General features: G+C 73.8%; 13 protein-coding genes. 3 read left to right on the forward strand and 10 right to left on the reverse strand.

What is annotated here, in order from left to right; genetic code table 11:
- Window positions 1-99 precede the first annotated feature (99 nt).
- From pheT to infC, 7 genes are all read right to left on the reverse strand, one after another.
- Window positions 100-2,634, reverse strand: a complete 2,535-nt coding sequence (gene pheT / locus ACIHAA_RS11765) for a phenylalanine--tRNA ligase subunit beta (protein WP_399815785.1) — start codon at window positions 2,632-2,634, stop codon at window positions 100-102.
- Window positions 2,634-3,752, reverse strand: coding sequence for a phenylalanine--tRNA ligase subunit alpha (gene pheS / locus ACIHAA_RS11770; protein WP_399815787.1), 1,119 nt, complete (start codon window positions 3,750-3,752; stop codon window positions 2,634-2,636). Before pheS ends, pheT begins: the two co-directional genes overlap by 1 nt.
- Before the next feature lie 149 nt (window positions 3,753-3,901).
- A complete protein-coding gene (locus ACIHAA_RS11775) occupies window positions 3,902-5,047 on the reverse strand; it encodes an ATP-binding protein (protein WP_399815789.1) in 1,146 nt (381 codons plus the stop codon).
- 89 nt (window positions 5,048-5,136) lie between these two features.
- Complete coding sequence (locus ACIHAA_RS11780) at window positions 5,137-5,997, reverse strand: TrmH family RNA methyltransferase (protein WP_399815791.1); 861 nt, start codon at window positions 5,995-5,997, stop codon at window positions 5,137-5,139.
- A 141-nt stretch (window positions 5,998-6,138) separates the two neighbouring features.
- Window positions 6,139-6,522 (reverse strand): 50S ribosomal protein L20, encoded by a 384-nt coding sequence (gene rplT / locus ACIHAA_RS11785; protein WP_006141703.1) that lies wholly within the window; start codon window positions 6,520-6,522, stop codon window positions 6,139-6,141.
- 98 nt (window positions 6,523-6,620) lie between these two features.
- Entirely contained in the window at window positions 6,621-6,815 is a 195-nt protein-coding gene (gene rpmI / locus ACIHAA_RS11790) for a 50S ribosomal protein L35 (RefSeq protein WP_003977225.1), read from the reverse strand.
- Between the two features lie 191 nt (window positions 6,816-7,006).
- Window positions 7,007-7,750, reverse strand: a complete 744-nt coding sequence (gene infC, locus ACIHAA_RS11795; RefSeq protein WP_399815793.1) for a translation initiation factor IF-3 — start codon at window positions 7,748-7,750, stop codon at window positions 7,007-7,009.
- A gap of 338 nt (window positions 7,751-8,088) precedes the next feature.
- Here infC and ACIHAA_RS11800 point away from each other — a divergent pair, with 338 nt between their 5' ends.
- On the forward strand, window positions 8,089-8,466 hold the full coding sequence (locus ACIHAA_RS11800) for a DUF1844 domain-containing protein (RefSeq protein WP_399815795.1): 378 nt from the start codon (window positions 8,089-8,091) through the stop codon (window positions 8,464-8,466).
- A gap of 209 nt (window positions 8,467-8,675) precedes the next feature.
- On the opposite strand, the gene ACIHAA_RS11805 is transcribed toward ACIHAA_RS11800, so the two are convergent.
- Entirely contained in the window at window positions 8,676-9,407 is a 732-nt protein-coding gene (locus ACIHAA_RS11805) for an SseB family protein (RefSeq protein WP_399815797.1), read from the reverse strand.
- 235 nt (window positions 9,408-9,642) lie between these two features.
- Here ACIHAA_RS11805 and ACIHAA_RS11810 point away from each other — a divergent pair, with 235 nt between their 5' ends.
- The gene (locus ACIHAA_RS11810; protein ID WP_399816135.1) at window positions 9,643-10,341 is read left to right on the forward strand and encodes a serine hydrolase; all 699 of its coding nucleotides are present in this window, start codon (window positions 9,643-9,645) and stop codon (window positions 10,339-10,341) included.
- 61 nt (window positions 10,342-10,402) lie between these two features.
- On the opposite strand, the gene mycP is transcribed toward ACIHAA_RS11810, so the two are convergent.
- Window positions 10,403-11,632: a type VII secretion-associated serine protease mycosin gene (mycP, locus tag ACIHAA_RS11815; RefSeq protein WP_399815799.1), complete on the reverse strand. Its 1,230-nt coding sequence runs from the start codon at window positions 11,630-11,632 to the stop codon at window positions 10,403-10,405.
- Window positions 11,629-12,516, reverse strand: a complete 888-nt coding sequence (locus ACIHAA_RS11820; protein WP_399815801.1) for a hypothetical protein — start codon at window positions 12,514-12,516, stop codon at window positions 11,629-11,631. The genes mycP and ACIHAA_RS11820 overlap by 4 nt, the downstream gene beginning before the upstream one ends.
- 1,290 nt (window positions 12,517-13,806) lie before the next feature.
- Here ACIHAA_RS11820 and ACIHAA_RS11825 point away from each other — a divergent pair.
- Entirely contained in the window at window positions 13,807-15,009 is a 1,203-nt protein-coding gene (locus tag ACIHAA_RS11825) for an amino acid deaminase/aldolase (RefSeq protein ID WP_399815802.1), read from the forward strand.
- The last annotated feature ends 92 nt before the right edge of the window (window positions 15,010-15,101 follow it).

Raw genomic sequence — 15,101 nt, forward strand, 5'->3', positions numbered from 1 at the left:
CCGCAAAGGGGAGCCGCGCCGCCGGTCGCGGTCCTCTCGGACCACTGACCACCGGCGGCGCGGCTCCCCTTGTCCACGGCAGGGTGCCTACGGGAGGCCCTAGCTGCGCAGGGCCGCCCCGGTGCGCTCCGCCGCCAGCGCGACCGCCGCGTCACGGGCCGCGGAAGCCTCGTCGACGGTCAGGGTGCGGTCGGAGGCGCGGAAGCGCAGCGCGTACGCAAGCGACTTCTTGTCCTCGCCGAGCTGGGCGCTCTCGTAGATGTCGAACAGCCGGATCGCCTCCAGGAGTTCGCCCGCGCCCTCACGCAGCGCGGCCTCCACGTCGGCGTGCGGCACCGCGCGGTCCACGACCAGGGCGACGTCCTGGGTGGCGACCGGGAAGGACGAGATGTGCGGCGCCTGCGGGACGGTGTCGCCCGCCTGCTCCAGCGCATCGAGGTCCAGCTCCATGGCGCAGGTGCGCTCCGGCAGGCCCAGCGCCTTCACCACACGCGGGTGCAGTTCGCCCGCGTGGCCCACGACCCGCTCGGTACCGTCCACGACGACTGCCAGCTCGGCGCAGCGGCCGGGGTGCCAGGGCCCGTACTGGCCCTTGCGGACGACGAGTTCGGCACCGGCCTCGCGGGCGACGGTCCGGGCCGCCTCGACGGCGTCGGCCCAGTCGGAAGGGCGGCCCTTGCCCCACCATCCGGCCTGCTCGCGGGCGCCCGCGAGGACGGCGGCGACATGGCGCGGCTGCTCGGGCAGCGCCGCGTTCAGCCGGGCGATCTCCTCGTCGGTCGGGCGGCGGTCGACCGTCAGATGCAGGGCGGTGCGCTGCTCCGACGCCTCGGCGGGGTCCCCGGCGCGGGGGTGGAAGACCAGGCCGGTCTCGAACAGCGCCAGGTCGTGGGAGCCGCGGCCGTCGTTGCGGCGCAGCGCGGCGAGCAGGCCCGGCAGCAGCGTCGTACGGAGCGCGGGCTCCTCGTCGTTGAGCGGGTTGACCAGGGTGACGACCCGGCGGGCCGGGTCGTCGGCCGCAAGGCCGAACTGGTCGAAGACCTGCTCCCCGATGAACGGGTAGTTGGGCGCCTCGACATAGCCCTCCCCGGCGAGGACCCGGCCGACCCGGCGGTGCAGCCGCTGACGGTGGGTCAGACCGCGGCCCGAGGGGAGCTTGGGCAGCGTGGAAGGCAGGTTCTCGTAGCCCTCCAGGCGGATGACCTCTTCGGCGAGGTCGTTGGGGTCGGTGAGGTCGGGCCGCCAGGACGGGACGGTGACGATCAGCTCGTCCTGCCCGTAGACGTCGCAGCCGACCTCCTGGAGGCGGCGTACGACGGTCTCGCGCCCGTAGCCGACGCCCGCGACCCGGTCCGGGTGGTCGGCGGGCATGGCGATGCTGTGCGGCGCGGACGGCGCGATGACCTCGGTGACACCGGCGTCGGCGGTGCCGCCCGCCAGCAGCACCAGCAGGTCGGCGGTGCGCTGGGCGGCCGCGGAGGCGGCCTGCGGGTCGACACCGCGCTCGAAGCGGCGGGAGGCCTCGGTCGACAGCTTGTGACGGCGGGCGGTGCGCGCGACGGAGACCTGGTCGAAGTGCGCGGCCTCGATGACGACGTCGGTGGTCGCGTTCTGCGGGTCCTCGGCGTGGTCGGCGATCTCCGTGTTGGCGCCGCCCATGACGCCCGCGAGGCCGATGGGGCCGCGGTCGTCGGTGATCACGAGGTCCTCGGAGTGCAGCGTACGGGTGACGCCGTCCAGGGTCGTGAACTTCTCGCCCTCCTCGGCCCGGCGGACGCCGATGGTGCCCTGGACCAGCTTGCGGTCGTAGGCGTGCAGCGGCTGGCCCAGCTCCGTCATCACATAGTTGGTGACGTCGACGGCGAGGGAGACCGGGCGCATGCCGACCTTCTGGAGGCGGCGCTGCAACCAGATCGGGGAGCGGGCCTCGGGGTCGAGACCGGTCACGGTGCGGGCGGTGAAGCGGTCGCAGCCGCGCGGCTCGGAGATCTTCACCGAGGGGCCGAAGGCGTTGGGCGCCGGGACGTCGAGCAGCGCCGGGTCGCGCAGCGGCAGGCCGTAGGCGATGGCGGTCTCCCGGGCGACACCGCGCAGGGAGAGGCAGTCGCCGCGGTTGGCGGTGACGGCGATGTCGAGGACCTCGTCCACCAGCTGGAGCAGCTCGATGGCGTCCTTGCCGGCCTCGGTCTCCGGCGGCAGCACGATGATGCCGTGGCCGCCGTCGTCGCCCATGCCCAGCTCCTCGGTGGAGCAGATCATGCCGTGCGAGACCTTGCCGTAGGTCTTGCGGGCGGCGATGGAGAAGCCGCCGGGCAGGGTGGCGCCGGGGAGGACCACGACGACCTTGTCGCCCACCGCGAAGTTGCGGGCGCCGCAGACGATCTCCTGGGGCTCGCCGGTGCCGTTGGCCTGCCCGACGTCGACGGTGCAGAAGCGGATGGGCTTCTTGAAGCCCTCCAGCTCCTCGATGGTCAGCACCTGGCCGACGACCAGCGGCCCCTTGAGGTCGGCGCCGAGCTGCTCGACGGTCTCGACCTCGAGGCCCGCCGAAATGAGCTTGGCCTGGACGTCACGGCCGGTCTCGGTGGCCGGCAGGTCGACGTACTCCCGCAGCCAAGAAAGCGGGACCCGCATCAGATCTCCATCCCGAACGGCCGGGTGAACCGGACGTCACCCTCGACCATGTCTCGCATGTCTTCCACGTTGTGGCGGAACATCAGCATCCGCTCGATGCCGAACCCGAAGGCGAAGCCGCTGTACTTCTCGGGGTCGACGCCGCAGGCGGTGAGCACCCGCGGGTTGACCATGCCGCAGCCGCCGAGTTCGATCCAGCCCTCGGAGGAGCAGGTGCGGCAGGGCCGGTCGGGGTTGCCGACGGACTCGCCCTTGCAGACGTAGCAGAGCATGTCCATCTCGGCGCTCGGCTCGGTGAAGGGGAAGAAGTTCGGCCGCAGCCGGGTCTTCATGCCCTCGCCGAACAGCGACTGGACCATGTGGTCCAGGGTGCCCTTGAGATCGGCCATGGTCAGGCCCTCGTCCACGGCGAGCAGCTCGACCTGGTGGAAGACGGGCGTGTGGGTGGCGTCCAGCTCGTCGGTGCGGTAGACGCGTCCGGGGCAGATCACATACACCGGCAGGTCGCGCTCCAGCAGGGAGCGGATCTGCACCGGCGAGGTGTGGGTGCGCAGGACGACACCGGAGTCGCCGCCGCCCGGGGCCTGCACGAAGAACGTGTCGGCCTCACCGCGGGCGGGGTGGTCAGGACCGATGTTGAGGGCGTCGAAGTTGAACCACTCCGCCTCGGCCTGGGGGCCCTCGGCGACCTCGTAGCCCATGGCCACGAAGATGTCCTCGATGCGCTCCGAGAGCGTGGTCAGCGGGTGGCGGGCCCCGGCCGGTACCCGGTCGTGGGGCAGTGTGACGTCCACCGACTCCTCGACCAGCACCCGGGCGTCCCGCTCCGCCTCCAGCTCGGCCTGGCGGCCGGCGAGGGCCTTGTTGACGGCGCCGCGGGCCATGCCCACGCGCTTGCCCGCCTCGGCCTTGGCGTGCGGGGGGAGGGCGCCGATCTCGCGGTTGGCGAGGGCCAGCGGCGAGGCGGGGCCGGTGTGGGCGACCTTGGCCTCGTGGAGCGCGTCGAGGGAGTCCGCGGCGGCGAAGGCGGCGAGCGCCTCGTCCCGCATGCGCTCGATCTCTTCCGGTTTCAAGGCCTCGACCTCGACAGGGTCGTACGACTTATTGGGTGCCGACATCTCTTCCCGTGCTTCCGATTGGCTGGCTGAGGGTCCCCGTCACCGACTCGCGGCTGAGTCGTCTCCGGTTTTCGGGACGCAAAGGTGCCAAAGGCCGAGTCTAACGGTGCCGGGGAAAGCGAATGCGCCCGTGGGGGCCCGGGCGGCGCCTACAGGAGATACGCCGGGGTCCCCACGGGCAGGGTAAATCGGAACTCCGCGCCGCCGCTGCGGGCGCGGCCGACCGTGATGGTGCCGCCGTGGGCCTCGACGATGCCCTTGACGATGTAGAGCCCGAGCCCGGTGCCACCGCGCTTGCTGCCCCGCCAGAAGCGGGTGAAGACGCGGTTCATGGATTCCTCCGGGATGCCGGGGCCCTCGTCGCTCACGGTGACCGAGGTGGCGGTGTTCTGTTCGTCCTTGCCCTCGCGGGGGGACACCGCCGGTGTGACGTCAATCGTGACGGTTCCCTCGCCGTGGCGCACGGCATTTTCGATGAGGTTGCTGAGCACCTGGTCGATCTTGTCGGGGTCGGCCCACAGGCCTGGCAGGGGCTGTTCGATGCGCAGCAGGAAGCGGTCCGCGGGCTGGCCCGCGGCGACATAGGCCTGGATGTGCCGGCCGACCGCCGCGCCCATGTCCACGGGCTGGCGGCGCACCTCCAGCCGCCCGGAGTCGATGCGGGAGATGTCGAGCAGCTCGGCGATGAGCCGGGTGACGCGGTTGGCGTCGGCGTCGACGGTCTCCAGCATCAGCCGCTTCTGGTCGTCGGTGAAGCGTTCCCACTTGGCGAGCAGGGTGGCCGTGAAGCCCTTGACGGAGGTGAGGGGCGAGCGCAGCTCATGGGCCACGGTGGCGATCAGTTCGGCGTGGCTGCGCTCGGTGCGGCGCCGCGCCTCGGTGTCGCGCAGGGAGACGACGACGCGGTGGACGGGTCCGGTCGGGTGCATGCGCACATAGCGGGCCGAGACGAGGACTTCGCGCCCCCGGGGCAGCAGCAGGTTCCGCTCGGGCTGGCCGACCCGGATCGCGAGCCCTCCGTAGGGGTCGGTCAGCTGCCACCAGCGCCGCCCCTCCAGGTCCTCCAGGGGCAGCGCCCGGTCGAGGGTGCGGCCGAGGGCCTCGGCGGCGGGGAGGGCGGTGATCCGGGCGGCGGCGGCGTTGAAGCAGATGACGCGGCCGTGCTCGTCCGCGATCACCAGTCCGTCGGGGAGTTCGTCCGGGTCGAGGCCGGGTCCGGCGAGATCACCGCTCCGGGGCGCGGGCGCGGGGTGCGCGTCCCGTGCTCCCGGTGCCCTGCTCGTGCCGACGCCCATCCCCGTACCTCACCTCTCGTCCGGCGCGGCGGACCCGCCTCCCCGCTCGGTCCTGGAGCCGGAAAGGGGACGCCGAGCCCGTCACCCTACTAGCCGCGGGTGACGGAACGGCACCCTCCGTAGGCGCGCTGTGCCCGTGCGGAGGCATAGAGACATACGGCGGCGGCGGTCGCGAGGTTCAGACTCTCGGCCTTTCCGTGGATGGGCACCCGGACGACCTCGTCCGCGAGGGCGCGCGTCTCCTCCGGCAGCCCCCAGGCCTCGTTGCCGAAGACCCAGGCGGTGGGGGTGCCCATGGTGCCCCGGTCCAGCTCGTCGTCGAGGTCGCGGTCGCCCGCCCCGTCCGCGGCCAGGATCCGCACCCCGGCCTCCTTCAGGCCCGCCACGGCGCGTTCGACGGGCACGCCGACGGCGACCGGGAGGTGGAAGTGGGAGCCGACGGAGGCGCGCACCGCCTTGGGGTTGTAGAGGTCGACGGAGGCGTCGGTGAGGACGACGGCCTCGGCCCCGGCGGCGTCGGCGCAGCGCAGCACGGTCCCGGCGTTGCCGGGGTCGCGGACGTTGGCGAGGACGGCGACGAGCCGGGGGCGAGCGGCCAGGATCTCGTCGAAGGGGGTGTCGAGGAAACGGCAGACGCCGACCAGCCCCTGGGGGGTGACGGTGGTGGAGATGTCGGCGATGACGTCCTCGGGCGCGAGGTGGACGCGGGCTCCGGCGTCGTGCGCCTGCTCCAGGATGTCCGCGTAGCGCCCGGCGGCTTCCGGGGTGGCGAAGAGTTCGACCAGAGTGGGCCCGGCGGCCGTCCGGTGCCCGGCGGCCTCCCGCACCGCCTGCGGTCCCTCGGCGAGGAACAGCCGCTCCTTGCCCCGGAAGTTCCGCTTGGCAAGCCGTCGCGCCGCGCTGACGCGGGGCGAGCGGGGGGAGATCGGCTCGGGGGCGGCGGGGGGCATGCGTGTCACCTTCGGGAGTTCAGGGGGCGGTGTCCGGCGGTGGGCGCCCGGTGCGGCGATGGGTGGCGGACACAGTCGGACCCGCAGGCTGTATCAGCCTGCGGGTCCGTTTCAGTCACGTCGGCTGCGCCGGCGGGGCGTTCAGGCCGCCTTGGGGGCGTTCACGTCCGACGGCAGCGCCTTCTGGGCGACCTCGACGAGCGCGGCGAACGCGTTCGCGTCGTTGACGGCCAGCTCGGCGAGGATCTTGCGGTCCACCTCGACGTTGGCGGCCTTCAGACCCTGGATGAAGCGGTTGTAGGTGATGCCGTTGGCGCGGGCAGCGGCGTTGATGCGCTGGATCCACAGCTGACGGAAGTCGCCCTTGCGCTTCTTGCGGTCGTTGTAGTTGTAGACCAGCGAGTGGGTGACCTGCTCCTTGGCCTTGCGGTACAGGCGCGAACGCTGACCGCGATAGCCGGAGGCCTGCTCGAGGATCGCCCGGCGCTTCTTGTGGGCGTTTACTGCCCGCTTGACGCGTGCCACTTTTTAACTCCTTGTAGCGGGGTCGTGGGGGTCTTCACACGACCCGGAAACGATTGGGTCCCGGTCCAGACGAACGGCGCTCAGGTGGCGCCGTCGCGTCACTTGCCGAGAAGCTTCTTGATCTTCGCGGCGTCGCCCGGGGCCATCTCGGCGTTGCCGGTGAGGCGACGCGTCACGCGGGACGACTTGTGCTCGAGCAGGTGGCGCTTGCCGGCGCGCTCACGGAGCACCTTGCCGGAGCCGGTGATCTTGAAGCGCTTGCTGGCACCGCTGTGCGACTTGTTCTTCGGCATAGCGCCGTTCTCTCCTCGTCGGTGGCACTCCGGTGCCCGGTCGTGAAAACCGGGCACGATTGGAGTGTCGCTCTTGTTTCGGTTACATCCTGGGACGGTTGTCCCGGGCTTTTTCCGGGGTCCGTACGAGCGCCTGGCGGCGGTCCGTACGTCCGTACGTCCGGTGCTCCCCCGGGGCCTTCGCCCCGGGATCACGCCTCGGCAGGCTCCTCGGTGGGAGTCTCGGCGGGCGTCTCCGGTGCCGTCTCCGGCTCCGGCTCCGTCTCCGCGGACGCTCCACCCCGGCCCTGGCGCAGCTCCGCCTTGCGGGCCTCCTGTGCCTGACGGGCCTCGGCCATCGCCTCGGTCTTCTTCTTGTGCGGACCGAGAACCATGATCATGTTCCGGCCGTCCTGCTTCGGGTTCGACTCGACGAAACCGAGGTCCTGGACGTCCTCCGCGAGACGCTGAAGCAGCCGGTAGCCCAGCTCGGGCCGGGACTGCTCGCGACCACGGAACATGATCGTGATCTTGACCTTGTCGCCCTGCTTGAGGAACCGAACGACGTGACCCTTCTTGGTGTCATAGTCGTGCGGGTCGATCTTCGGCCGGAGCTTCATCTCCTTGATGACCGTGTGCGCCTGGTTCTTGCGCGCCTCACGGGCCTTCATGGCCGACTCGTACTTGAACTTCCCGTAGTCCATGAGCTTGCACACGGGCGGTCGGGCGGTCGCCGCGACCTCGACCAGGTCCAGGTCGTACTCCTGCGCAAGCTCCAGGGCCTTGGCAAGCGGCACGATGCCGACCTGCTCGCCGCTGGGACCGACAAGTCGCACCTCGGGAACGCGAATCCGGTCGTTGATGCGGGGCTCGGCGCTGATGGATCCTCCTCGGTAGCACCTGCGGCGGTCCGGCGGACAGCCGCGTATGTCTGGATGACATGATGACCAAACCATCGCGGCGCATGAAAAATGCCCCGGACGGAACACAGGCGGGACTCCGAACCTTCCGGAGCACCGCCGCGGTGACCGCGGGGCGCACTTTCGGACGACTCCACCGTCCGTACGGAACGGTGGGGGCCGCCTGACCGGTGACCCGCCGCCTCGAGGGGCGGTCAGGTGGGAGATCGGAGCCTCCACTTGTGGCCGGGCACATCCGTGCACGGCCGGTCGTCACACAAGGTTAGCAGCTTCCCTGCACCGGCGCGAACCGGCCTGCGCCGGGCGTCCGCGGCCCGTGCCGCCGCCCCCGCCCGCGCGCAGGTGGGGGCGGCCCGGGGCCTATCGTGTGGGGCATGAGTGACACCTCCCCCGGGGAATCCCCGGCCGCCGCCGAGAACCCCGACTTCGACGCCATGGCCCGCGACATCGCGGAGGTCCCCGCCGTCGAGGTGATCGTGACCGTCGCCGTCAATCTGATGAGCGCCGCCGCCGTGAAGCTCGGTCTGACCGAGGACGGCGACACCCACAAGGACCTGGACGAGGCCCGCAAGCTGGTGCACGCCCTCGCCGGTCTGCTCGACGCGAGCACGACGGAGATCAGCTCCTTCCACGCGGCTCCGCTGCGCGACGGCCTGAAGTCGCTCCAGCTGGCGTTCCGCGAGGCGTCGATCGTCCCCGACGAGCCGGGGCAGGGTCCGGGCGAGAAGTACACCGGGGCGGTCTACGGCTGAGACGGCGGGCCGGTTCGGACGGGCCGGTTCGGACGGGCCGGTTCACCGGCCGGGAGGGCAACACTATGTACACGGGTCGGCCGGTTCACGGTCGGCCCGGACTTCTGTCCGGGCCGTGCTGGGCTTCTTCCCGGGGGCTGGGCTTCTGCCCGGGTGTGCTGGGCGCGGGGCGGGCGTGGTCTGTCGCCCCGCGGCCCCGCCGTAACGGTTCATCCCCGGATGTAGAGGGGCTCGCCCGGAGGTGTGGTGCCGGCCGGGAGGAGGGCCAGGTCGAGGCCCCGGACCAGGCGGGCCCGCAGGGTCTCGTCGGCCGCCAGGCGCCCGGCGACGGCGCGCGCGGCCTCGGCCGGGGGCGCCGACGGGTCGAGAACGAGGGCCAGGGTGCCGTCCGCCTCGCCGGGGCCCAGATGGGCGCGGACCACCGACGGTTCCGCGGCGACGGCGGTACGTACGGCCTCGCGCACCGCGGGGTCCGCGAGCGGGTCGGCGCTGGTGCGTCCCTCGGCGAGCGCCAGCAGCGCGGGGCCGGTCAGTTCGAAGGGCACCGGTCCTGACATGTCCAGCACGATCGTGTCGGCCTTCTCGTGCGCCGCCGCCTGGAGCGCCCGGTGCAGGGGTACGGCGACGGGGCGGGCGGCGGGGTCCCAGCGCGCCAGGGCGTCGGTGGAGGTGAAGGCGGGCAGCGCCGTGCGGTTCCCGGCCCGGAGCGTGGGTACGGCCATGTCGCTGGTCTTCTCGCGGCGCAGGCCGTTCTCGTCCTCCTCCACCTCTCCGAGGACCGCGACCACGGGTACGAGCAGCCGCGCGCTCCGGAGCGCCTCCAGCACGGGCGCCACCGCGCCGCGGTCCTCGGCCCAGGCGGCGAGCGCCGCGCTCAGCCGGGGGTCGGCGGTGCCGTCGTCGTCGGAGAAGCCGGAGTCGGGAATGTTCTTGTTCGCCACGGTCACCGACCCTATCGGGGGGTCCGGGGCGGAGCCCTGCCGCCCCTGGGGCCCGTGGGGCCGGGGCGTGGGGGTGCTGGGGCGCGCGGGGGGCCGCGTGGAGTGGGGGCGCGCGCCGTATCGTCTCGTCGCGGGCTGTGGCGGCGCCCCCTGCGTCGGTCCGGGGACCCGGGAGGCATCGGTGGACAGTGCGGTGAGGACCTCGGCAGGCCGGGGCGCACTGCTGGCGGAGGCCATGCGGGGGCTGGCCGTCGAGGACGGCGCGGAGCTGTCGGTGGCCGTGGCGGGCCCGGGCGGAAGCGCCGTCCACGGCGACGCCGCCTTCGAGACCGCCAGCATCGTCAAGGTCGGCATCCTGGCGGCCCTGCTGCTCCGGGCGCAGGACGCGGACCGGCGGCTGACCGGCGAAGAGCGGGCGTGGGCCACGGCCATGATCGAGGACAGCGACAACGCCGCCGCGTCGGCGCTGTGGACGGTGATCGGGCAGTCGGACGGCCTCGACCGCGCGAACCGGCGGTTCGGGCTGACGGACACCCGGGGCGGCGAGGGCACGCTCTGGGGGCTGACCCGGACCACCGCGGCCGACCAACTAGCCCTCCTTGGGCAGGTGTTCGGGGACGACTCGGAGCTGGACGCGGCCTCCCGGGCCTGTCTCCAAGGGCTCATGGGCCGTATCGCCGAGGGTCAGCGCTGGGGTGTCTCGGCGGCCGCGGACGACGGCCGGTGGGCGCTCAAGAACGGCTGGCTGCCGCGCAGCACGACCGGGTTGTGGGTGGTCAACAGCATCGGGCGGGTCACGGGCCGCGGCCACGACCTCCTGGTGGCGGTGCTGTCGCGCGGCAGCTCCACGAAGGAGAAGGGTATTTCGCTGGTGGAGGCGGCCGCGCGGGCGGCGGTTTCCGTGATCATGGACGACCCGGACCTGGGCTCCTGACTGAAGGTCCTCACTGAGGCCCCTGGCTGAGGGGTTCGCGGGTGCCGGGGCGGAGCCGGTGTCACAGGCCCCGCGGACGGCGCCTTCCGAAGCGGCCCCGCCACAGCACCACCGCGGCCGCCAGCAGTACCGCGCCCAGGCCGCCCGCCACCGGGACCGCCCAGTCCGGGGAGCCCGCGCCGCCACCGGCTGCGTCGGGGCCCGGCCCGAAGTACGTGTTGTCGTACGCCGCGGTTCCCCCGTCCCCCGGCTTGAGCTTCAGCGCGGCCCGCACGGCCGCCGCGGGGTCCACGAAGCCGTAGCCGCGGGAGTCGTCGCGGCCGCCGGTGGGGGCGTCCCCGGCGGTCTGCTCCAGGAGCCGCTTGATCTGGGCGGGGGTGAGGCCGGGCCGGGCCGACTTGACCAGCGCGACGACACCCGAGACGAAGGCGGAGGCCGCGCTGGTGCCCCAGCCGTCGTAGTACTTGCGGTCGGGGTCGGCGATGACGACGTCGACACCGGGCGCGCTGACCGTGGCGTACCAGCGGCGGGTGGAGAAGGAGGCGCGGCTGTCGTTGCGGTCCACGGCGGTGGCGGCGATGACGCCCGGGTAGGCCGCCGGATACGAGATGTGGTCGCCCTTGTCGCCGCCGTTTCCGGCCGAGGCCACCACGGCGACGCCCTTCTTCAGGGCGTACTGCACGGCCTCGTCCTCGGCCGCTTCGGGGTGCGCGGAGTCGGAGTCGTCGCCGAGCGAGAGGTTGATGACGTCGGCGCCGTGGTCGGCGGCCCAGCGGATGCCCTCGGCGAGGGCGTTGCCCCGGGTGGTGCGGGCCTTGGCCCGGGCCGGGTCACCGTCCTCCAGGATGACGCGGACCGGGAGGATCCTGGCCTCGGGGGCGATGCCGATGACACCGTCGGAGTCGCCGGGGCCATGACCGTGACCGGCGATGAGCGCGGCCATGGCGGTGCCGTGCCGGGCCCAGGGACGGTCGCCGCGCCGGGCGCCGAAGCCCACCATGTCCTGGTCGGCCAGTACGTTGCCCGCCAGGTCGGGGTGGGTCCCGTCGACGCCGGTGTCGAGCACGGCGACGGTGATGCCCCGGCCCTTGGTCGTCTGCCAGACCTGCTGGGCGTGCAGGGCGTCGAGGGCCCACTCCTGGGCGCGGATGCCGTCGGCGTGCGCGGCGGTGGACGGTCCCAGCGCCAGGGAGCCCGCGAGCAGGGCGGTCAGCAGACGGGCCGCGGTCCGGCGGCGGGTCGCGGACGCGGTGTGGGTGGTGGTGGGGGCGGCGGCGGTGGCGGGGTTCATGACGGCTTCTCCGTGGCCGCGGTGACGCTCTTGCGGAGGGCGGCCACGATCCGGCCGGCCAGCCCGGTCGCCTCGAAACCGAGGCCCGCCTGGGCGGGGGCCGTGGTGGCACCGGCCTTCATGGCGTCCGCGGCGGGCTGCGGTTCGGTGACGTCCCGGCCGTCGGCGAAGCCGGAGACGGCGTAGACGACGACGGGCAGATCGGTGCGGACCGAGATGGTCCAGGAGGCCCGCTGGAGGTCGCCGAAGTCCGCCGCGAGAGTGCCCTCGGCGGCGTACGGACGGGGCATCAGATCGGTACGGCTGCCAAGCCCCTCGCGCTGGAAGCGGGCCGCGAAGGCGCTCATGGCGGCGGAGTCGGCCTGGGTGAACAGCAGCCCCACGGTGGTGAGTTGGCTGCGGGTGGCGTCCGTGTAGGTGGCGCGCAGCAGCCGCAGACAGCCGACGGGGGCGAGGGCCTTGCGCAGCAGCGGGTCAAAGGCGTCCGCGCAGCCGCTGTCGGGGGCGACGGCGACCCGGGTCCAGGTGCGGTCGGCGCCGCCGGGGCCCGCACCCGGGCCCTGCACGGTGGCCGGAAAGAGCTGGTCGACGGGCACCTCGTGCCAGATGCTTCCGGCCACGGCGTACGTTCCCCGCGCTCCCCCGTCCGTCCCGTCGTCGCTGAGCCAACCGCCGGTCGCGGCACCGCCGATGAGTCCGAGACCGAGGACCAGGCAGACGGCGGCCCCGGCGGTACGGGGCCCCATCAGGACGCCGAGCAGCCGCGGGCGTGCGGTGTCGGCGTCCTGGATGTCGGGCTCGGCGAAGGTGACGACAGGGCGTGCCGGGGTGGCACGGCGGACCTCGTCGGGGCCACCGGTCCGCGGGCGCGCGGTCGGCTCCACGATGCCCTCGGCCGACAGGCCCTCCGCACCCGGCGCCGGTCGGCCACCCGTCCGCGGCGGCGCATCCGGGAACCGCGCGGAGGGCACGGGCGGGGGCGGCTCGGCGGGGGTGCGTTGCCGGTCCGGGGTCCGGAGGTTCGGGATCCGGCCGTCTGGGGTCCGGCCGTCCGGGGGCCGGAGGGTCGGGGTCCGGAGGGTCGGGGTCGGCCGGTCGGGCGGCTGTCGGTTCGGGATCGGCTGGGCCGGGATCGGCTGGTCGGGCAGCTGTCGGTTCAGAGGCTGCTGGTCGGGGACCGGCTGGGCGGGCGGTTGCCGGTCCGCGCAGGGGGCCGGGGGGCGGTGATGGCCGTCGGTGCCGGGCACATCGGATGCCGAGGCGGAGAGCGGGGGCGTGGCTGAAAGCGGGGGCGCGGCGGAGTGCGGGGCCGCGGGACCTCCGGGTGCGGGAGGCGTCGTGGTGCCGGGACCCGGGGCCGCAGGATCGCCGGGCACACGAGGGGCCGTAGCACCGGACACAGCGCTCCCCGCTGCCGGACGTCGGGGGCTCGGGGGTTCGAGGCGGAAGGGGCGGGTGGGAGCGCCGGGGCGGCGGGGGGCCGACTGCCCGGCGCCCGGCTGGGGCAGCGGGCCGTGGGAGCCGCCCTGGGCTGCGGGGATCCCGCCCGGCTGCCGCGGCGGCTGCTCGGGACGGGGCGGGACGGCGGCGGTTCCCTGGGAGGCGGGCCGGGGCGGGACCACGGCGGTTCCCTGGGAGGCGGGCCGGGGCGGAACAGCGGCGCGCTCCTGAGGCGCGGGCCGGGGCGGAACAGGGGGGCGTTCCTGGGGCGTGGGCCCGGGCGGGACCGCTGTGCCTCCGTGGGGCGCGGGCCGGGGTGGGGCCGGGGTGGCGGGGGGCGTTCGGTCGGGCTCCGTGGGTGCCGGGGCCGGAGGGCCCGACGGGCGGGGCGGGACGACGGGTCGCGGAGGGATGGAGGCGCGGCGCGCTTCCGTGCTCATGCACCCCCCGTTTCGTTGTGGCCAGGCACTCCCGGGGGTCTCCCGGGGAGTTCGACCGCCCGCGGGGAGCGGTCCGTACGCGCGGTGCGGGACGTGCCCCCGTCACCGGGCAGGCATACCCGCGCGGACGGAGCGCCATCCCCGGCGCATGCGCCCGGGCGGCTCGCGTCCCGTCCCGCGTGCGCGTCACTCTACGGGTTGATGCCGGGGGATCGAGAACCAGTCACCGGCACCGGGGCATCTGCCCGGATCGTCCCTCTACCCTGCGGAATTCGCATCTGGCAGGCTTCGTTCATGACTGCCCGCGCCGCCGACCGGTCGCGCTACGACCGGGCCACCGCCCATCTCGACGCCCCCCTCGCGATCGTGGATCTGGAGGCGTTCGACGCCAACGCCGACGACCTGGTGCGCAGGGCCGGAGGCAAACCGGTCCGGGTCGCCTCCAAGTCCGTACGCTGCCGGGCCCTGCTCGAACGCGTGCTGTCCCGCGAGGGTTTCGCGGGCCTCATGTCCTTCACCCTCGCCGAGTCCCTGTGGCTGGCCCGGTCCGGCTTCGACGACGTGCTGCTCGCCTATCCGTCGGCCGACCGGCGGGCCTTCGCCGAACTGGCGGCGGACCCCAAACTGGCCGCCCGGGTCACGGTGATGGTCGACGACCCGGCCCAGCTGCGACTGATCGACGACGCCCGGGAGGGCGGCACCGAAGTGGTGCGTGTCTGCCTCGAGTTGGACACCTCGCTGCGGCTGCTCGGCGGGCGGATCCGGGTCGGCGCGCGGCGCTCGCCGCTGCACTCGGCCGCCCGGGTCGCGGAACTGGCCCGGGTGGTGGCCCGTACGCCGGGCTTCCAGCTGGTGGGTCTGATGGCGTACGAGGGCCATGTCGCCGGGGTCGGTGACGCCGTGCCGGGGCGGCCGCTGCGGTCGCGGGCGATCCGGCTGATGCAGGCCGCGGCGCGCAGGGAGCTGGCCGAGCGGCGGGCGGAGGTGGTGCGGGCCGTCCGGGCCGTGGCGCCGGACCTGGAGTTCGTCAACGGCGGCGGCACCGGCAGTGTGCAGTACACGGCTGCCGAGGACGCGGTGACCGAGATCGCGGCGGGCTCGGGGCTCTACGTTCCGCGGCTCTTCGACAACTACACGTCCTTCCACGGACGCCCGGCCGCGCTCTTCGCCCAGCCGGTGGTGCGGCGGCCTGGGGTGGGGGTGGTCACCGTGCTGGGCGGCGGCTACCCGGCCTCGGGCGCGGCGGGCCCCGACCGGCTGCCCGTGCCGTATCTGCCAGAGGGCCTCGCCTACGACCCCCAGGAGGGTGCGGGCGAGGTGCAGACCCCGCTGCTGGGCGCGCCCGCCGACGACCTGCTGATCGGCGACAGGGTGTGGTTCCGGCACGCCAAGGCGGGCGAGATGTGCGAGCGGTTCGACGCGCTGCACCTGGTGCGGGGCGACGAGGTGGCCGCGACCGTGCCGACGTATCGCGGCGAGGGCCGCACCTTTCTCTGACATCCGTGGTGTCTCCGGCGCACGGGTCGCGGCCGCCGTGACGGCGGCCGCGACCCCGGTGCCCCGGTCCGGTCTCCGGTCTGTCTGCCGGT

The sequence above is a fragment of the Streptomyces sp. NPDC052040 genome (genome assembly GCF_044548405.1).
Classification (GTDB): domain Bacteria; phylum Actinomycetota; class Actinomycetes; order Streptomycetales; family Streptomycetaceae; genus Streptomyces.

Coding starts and splice junctions, on each gene's coding strand:
- pheT (WP_399815785.1), bottom strand. CDS start 2,634: ATGCGGGTCCCGCTTTCTTGGCTGCGGGAGTACGTCGACCTGCCGGCC.
- pheS (WP_399815787.1), bottom strand. CDS start 3,752: ATGTCGGCACCCAATAAGTCGTACGACCCTGTCGAGGTCGAGGCCTTG.
- ACIHAA_RS11775 (WP_399815789.1), bottom strand. CDS start 5,047: ATGGGCGTCGGCACGAGCAGGGCACCGGGAGCACGGGACGCGCACCCC.
- ACIHAA_RS11780 (WP_399815791.1), bottom strand. CDS start 5,997: ATGCCCCCCGCCGCCCCCGAGCCGATCTCCCCCCGCTCGCCCCGCGTC.
- rpmI (WP_003977225.1), bottom strand. CDS start 6,815: ATGCCGAAGAACAAGTCGCACAGCGGTGCCAGCAAGCGCTTCAAGATC.
- infC (WP_399815793.1), bottom strand. CDS start 7,750: ATGGTTTGGTCATCATGTCATCCAGACATACGCGGCTGTCCGCCGGAC.
- ACIHAA_RS11800 (WP_399815795.1), top strand. CDS start 8,089: ATGAGTGACACCTCCCCCGGGGAATCCCCGGCCGCCGCCGAGAACCCC.
- ACIHAA_RS11810 (WP_399816135.1), top strand. CDS start 9,643: ATGCGGGGGCTGGCCGTCGAGGACGGCGCGGAGCTGTCGGTGGCCGTG.
- mycP (WP_399815799.1), bottom strand. CDS start 11,632: ATGAACCCCGCCACCGCCGCCGCCCCCACCACCACCCACACCGCGTCC.
- ACIHAA_RS11825 (WP_399815802.1), top strand. CDS start 13,807: ATGACTGCCCGCGCCGCCGACCGGTCGCGCTACGACCGGGCCACCGCC.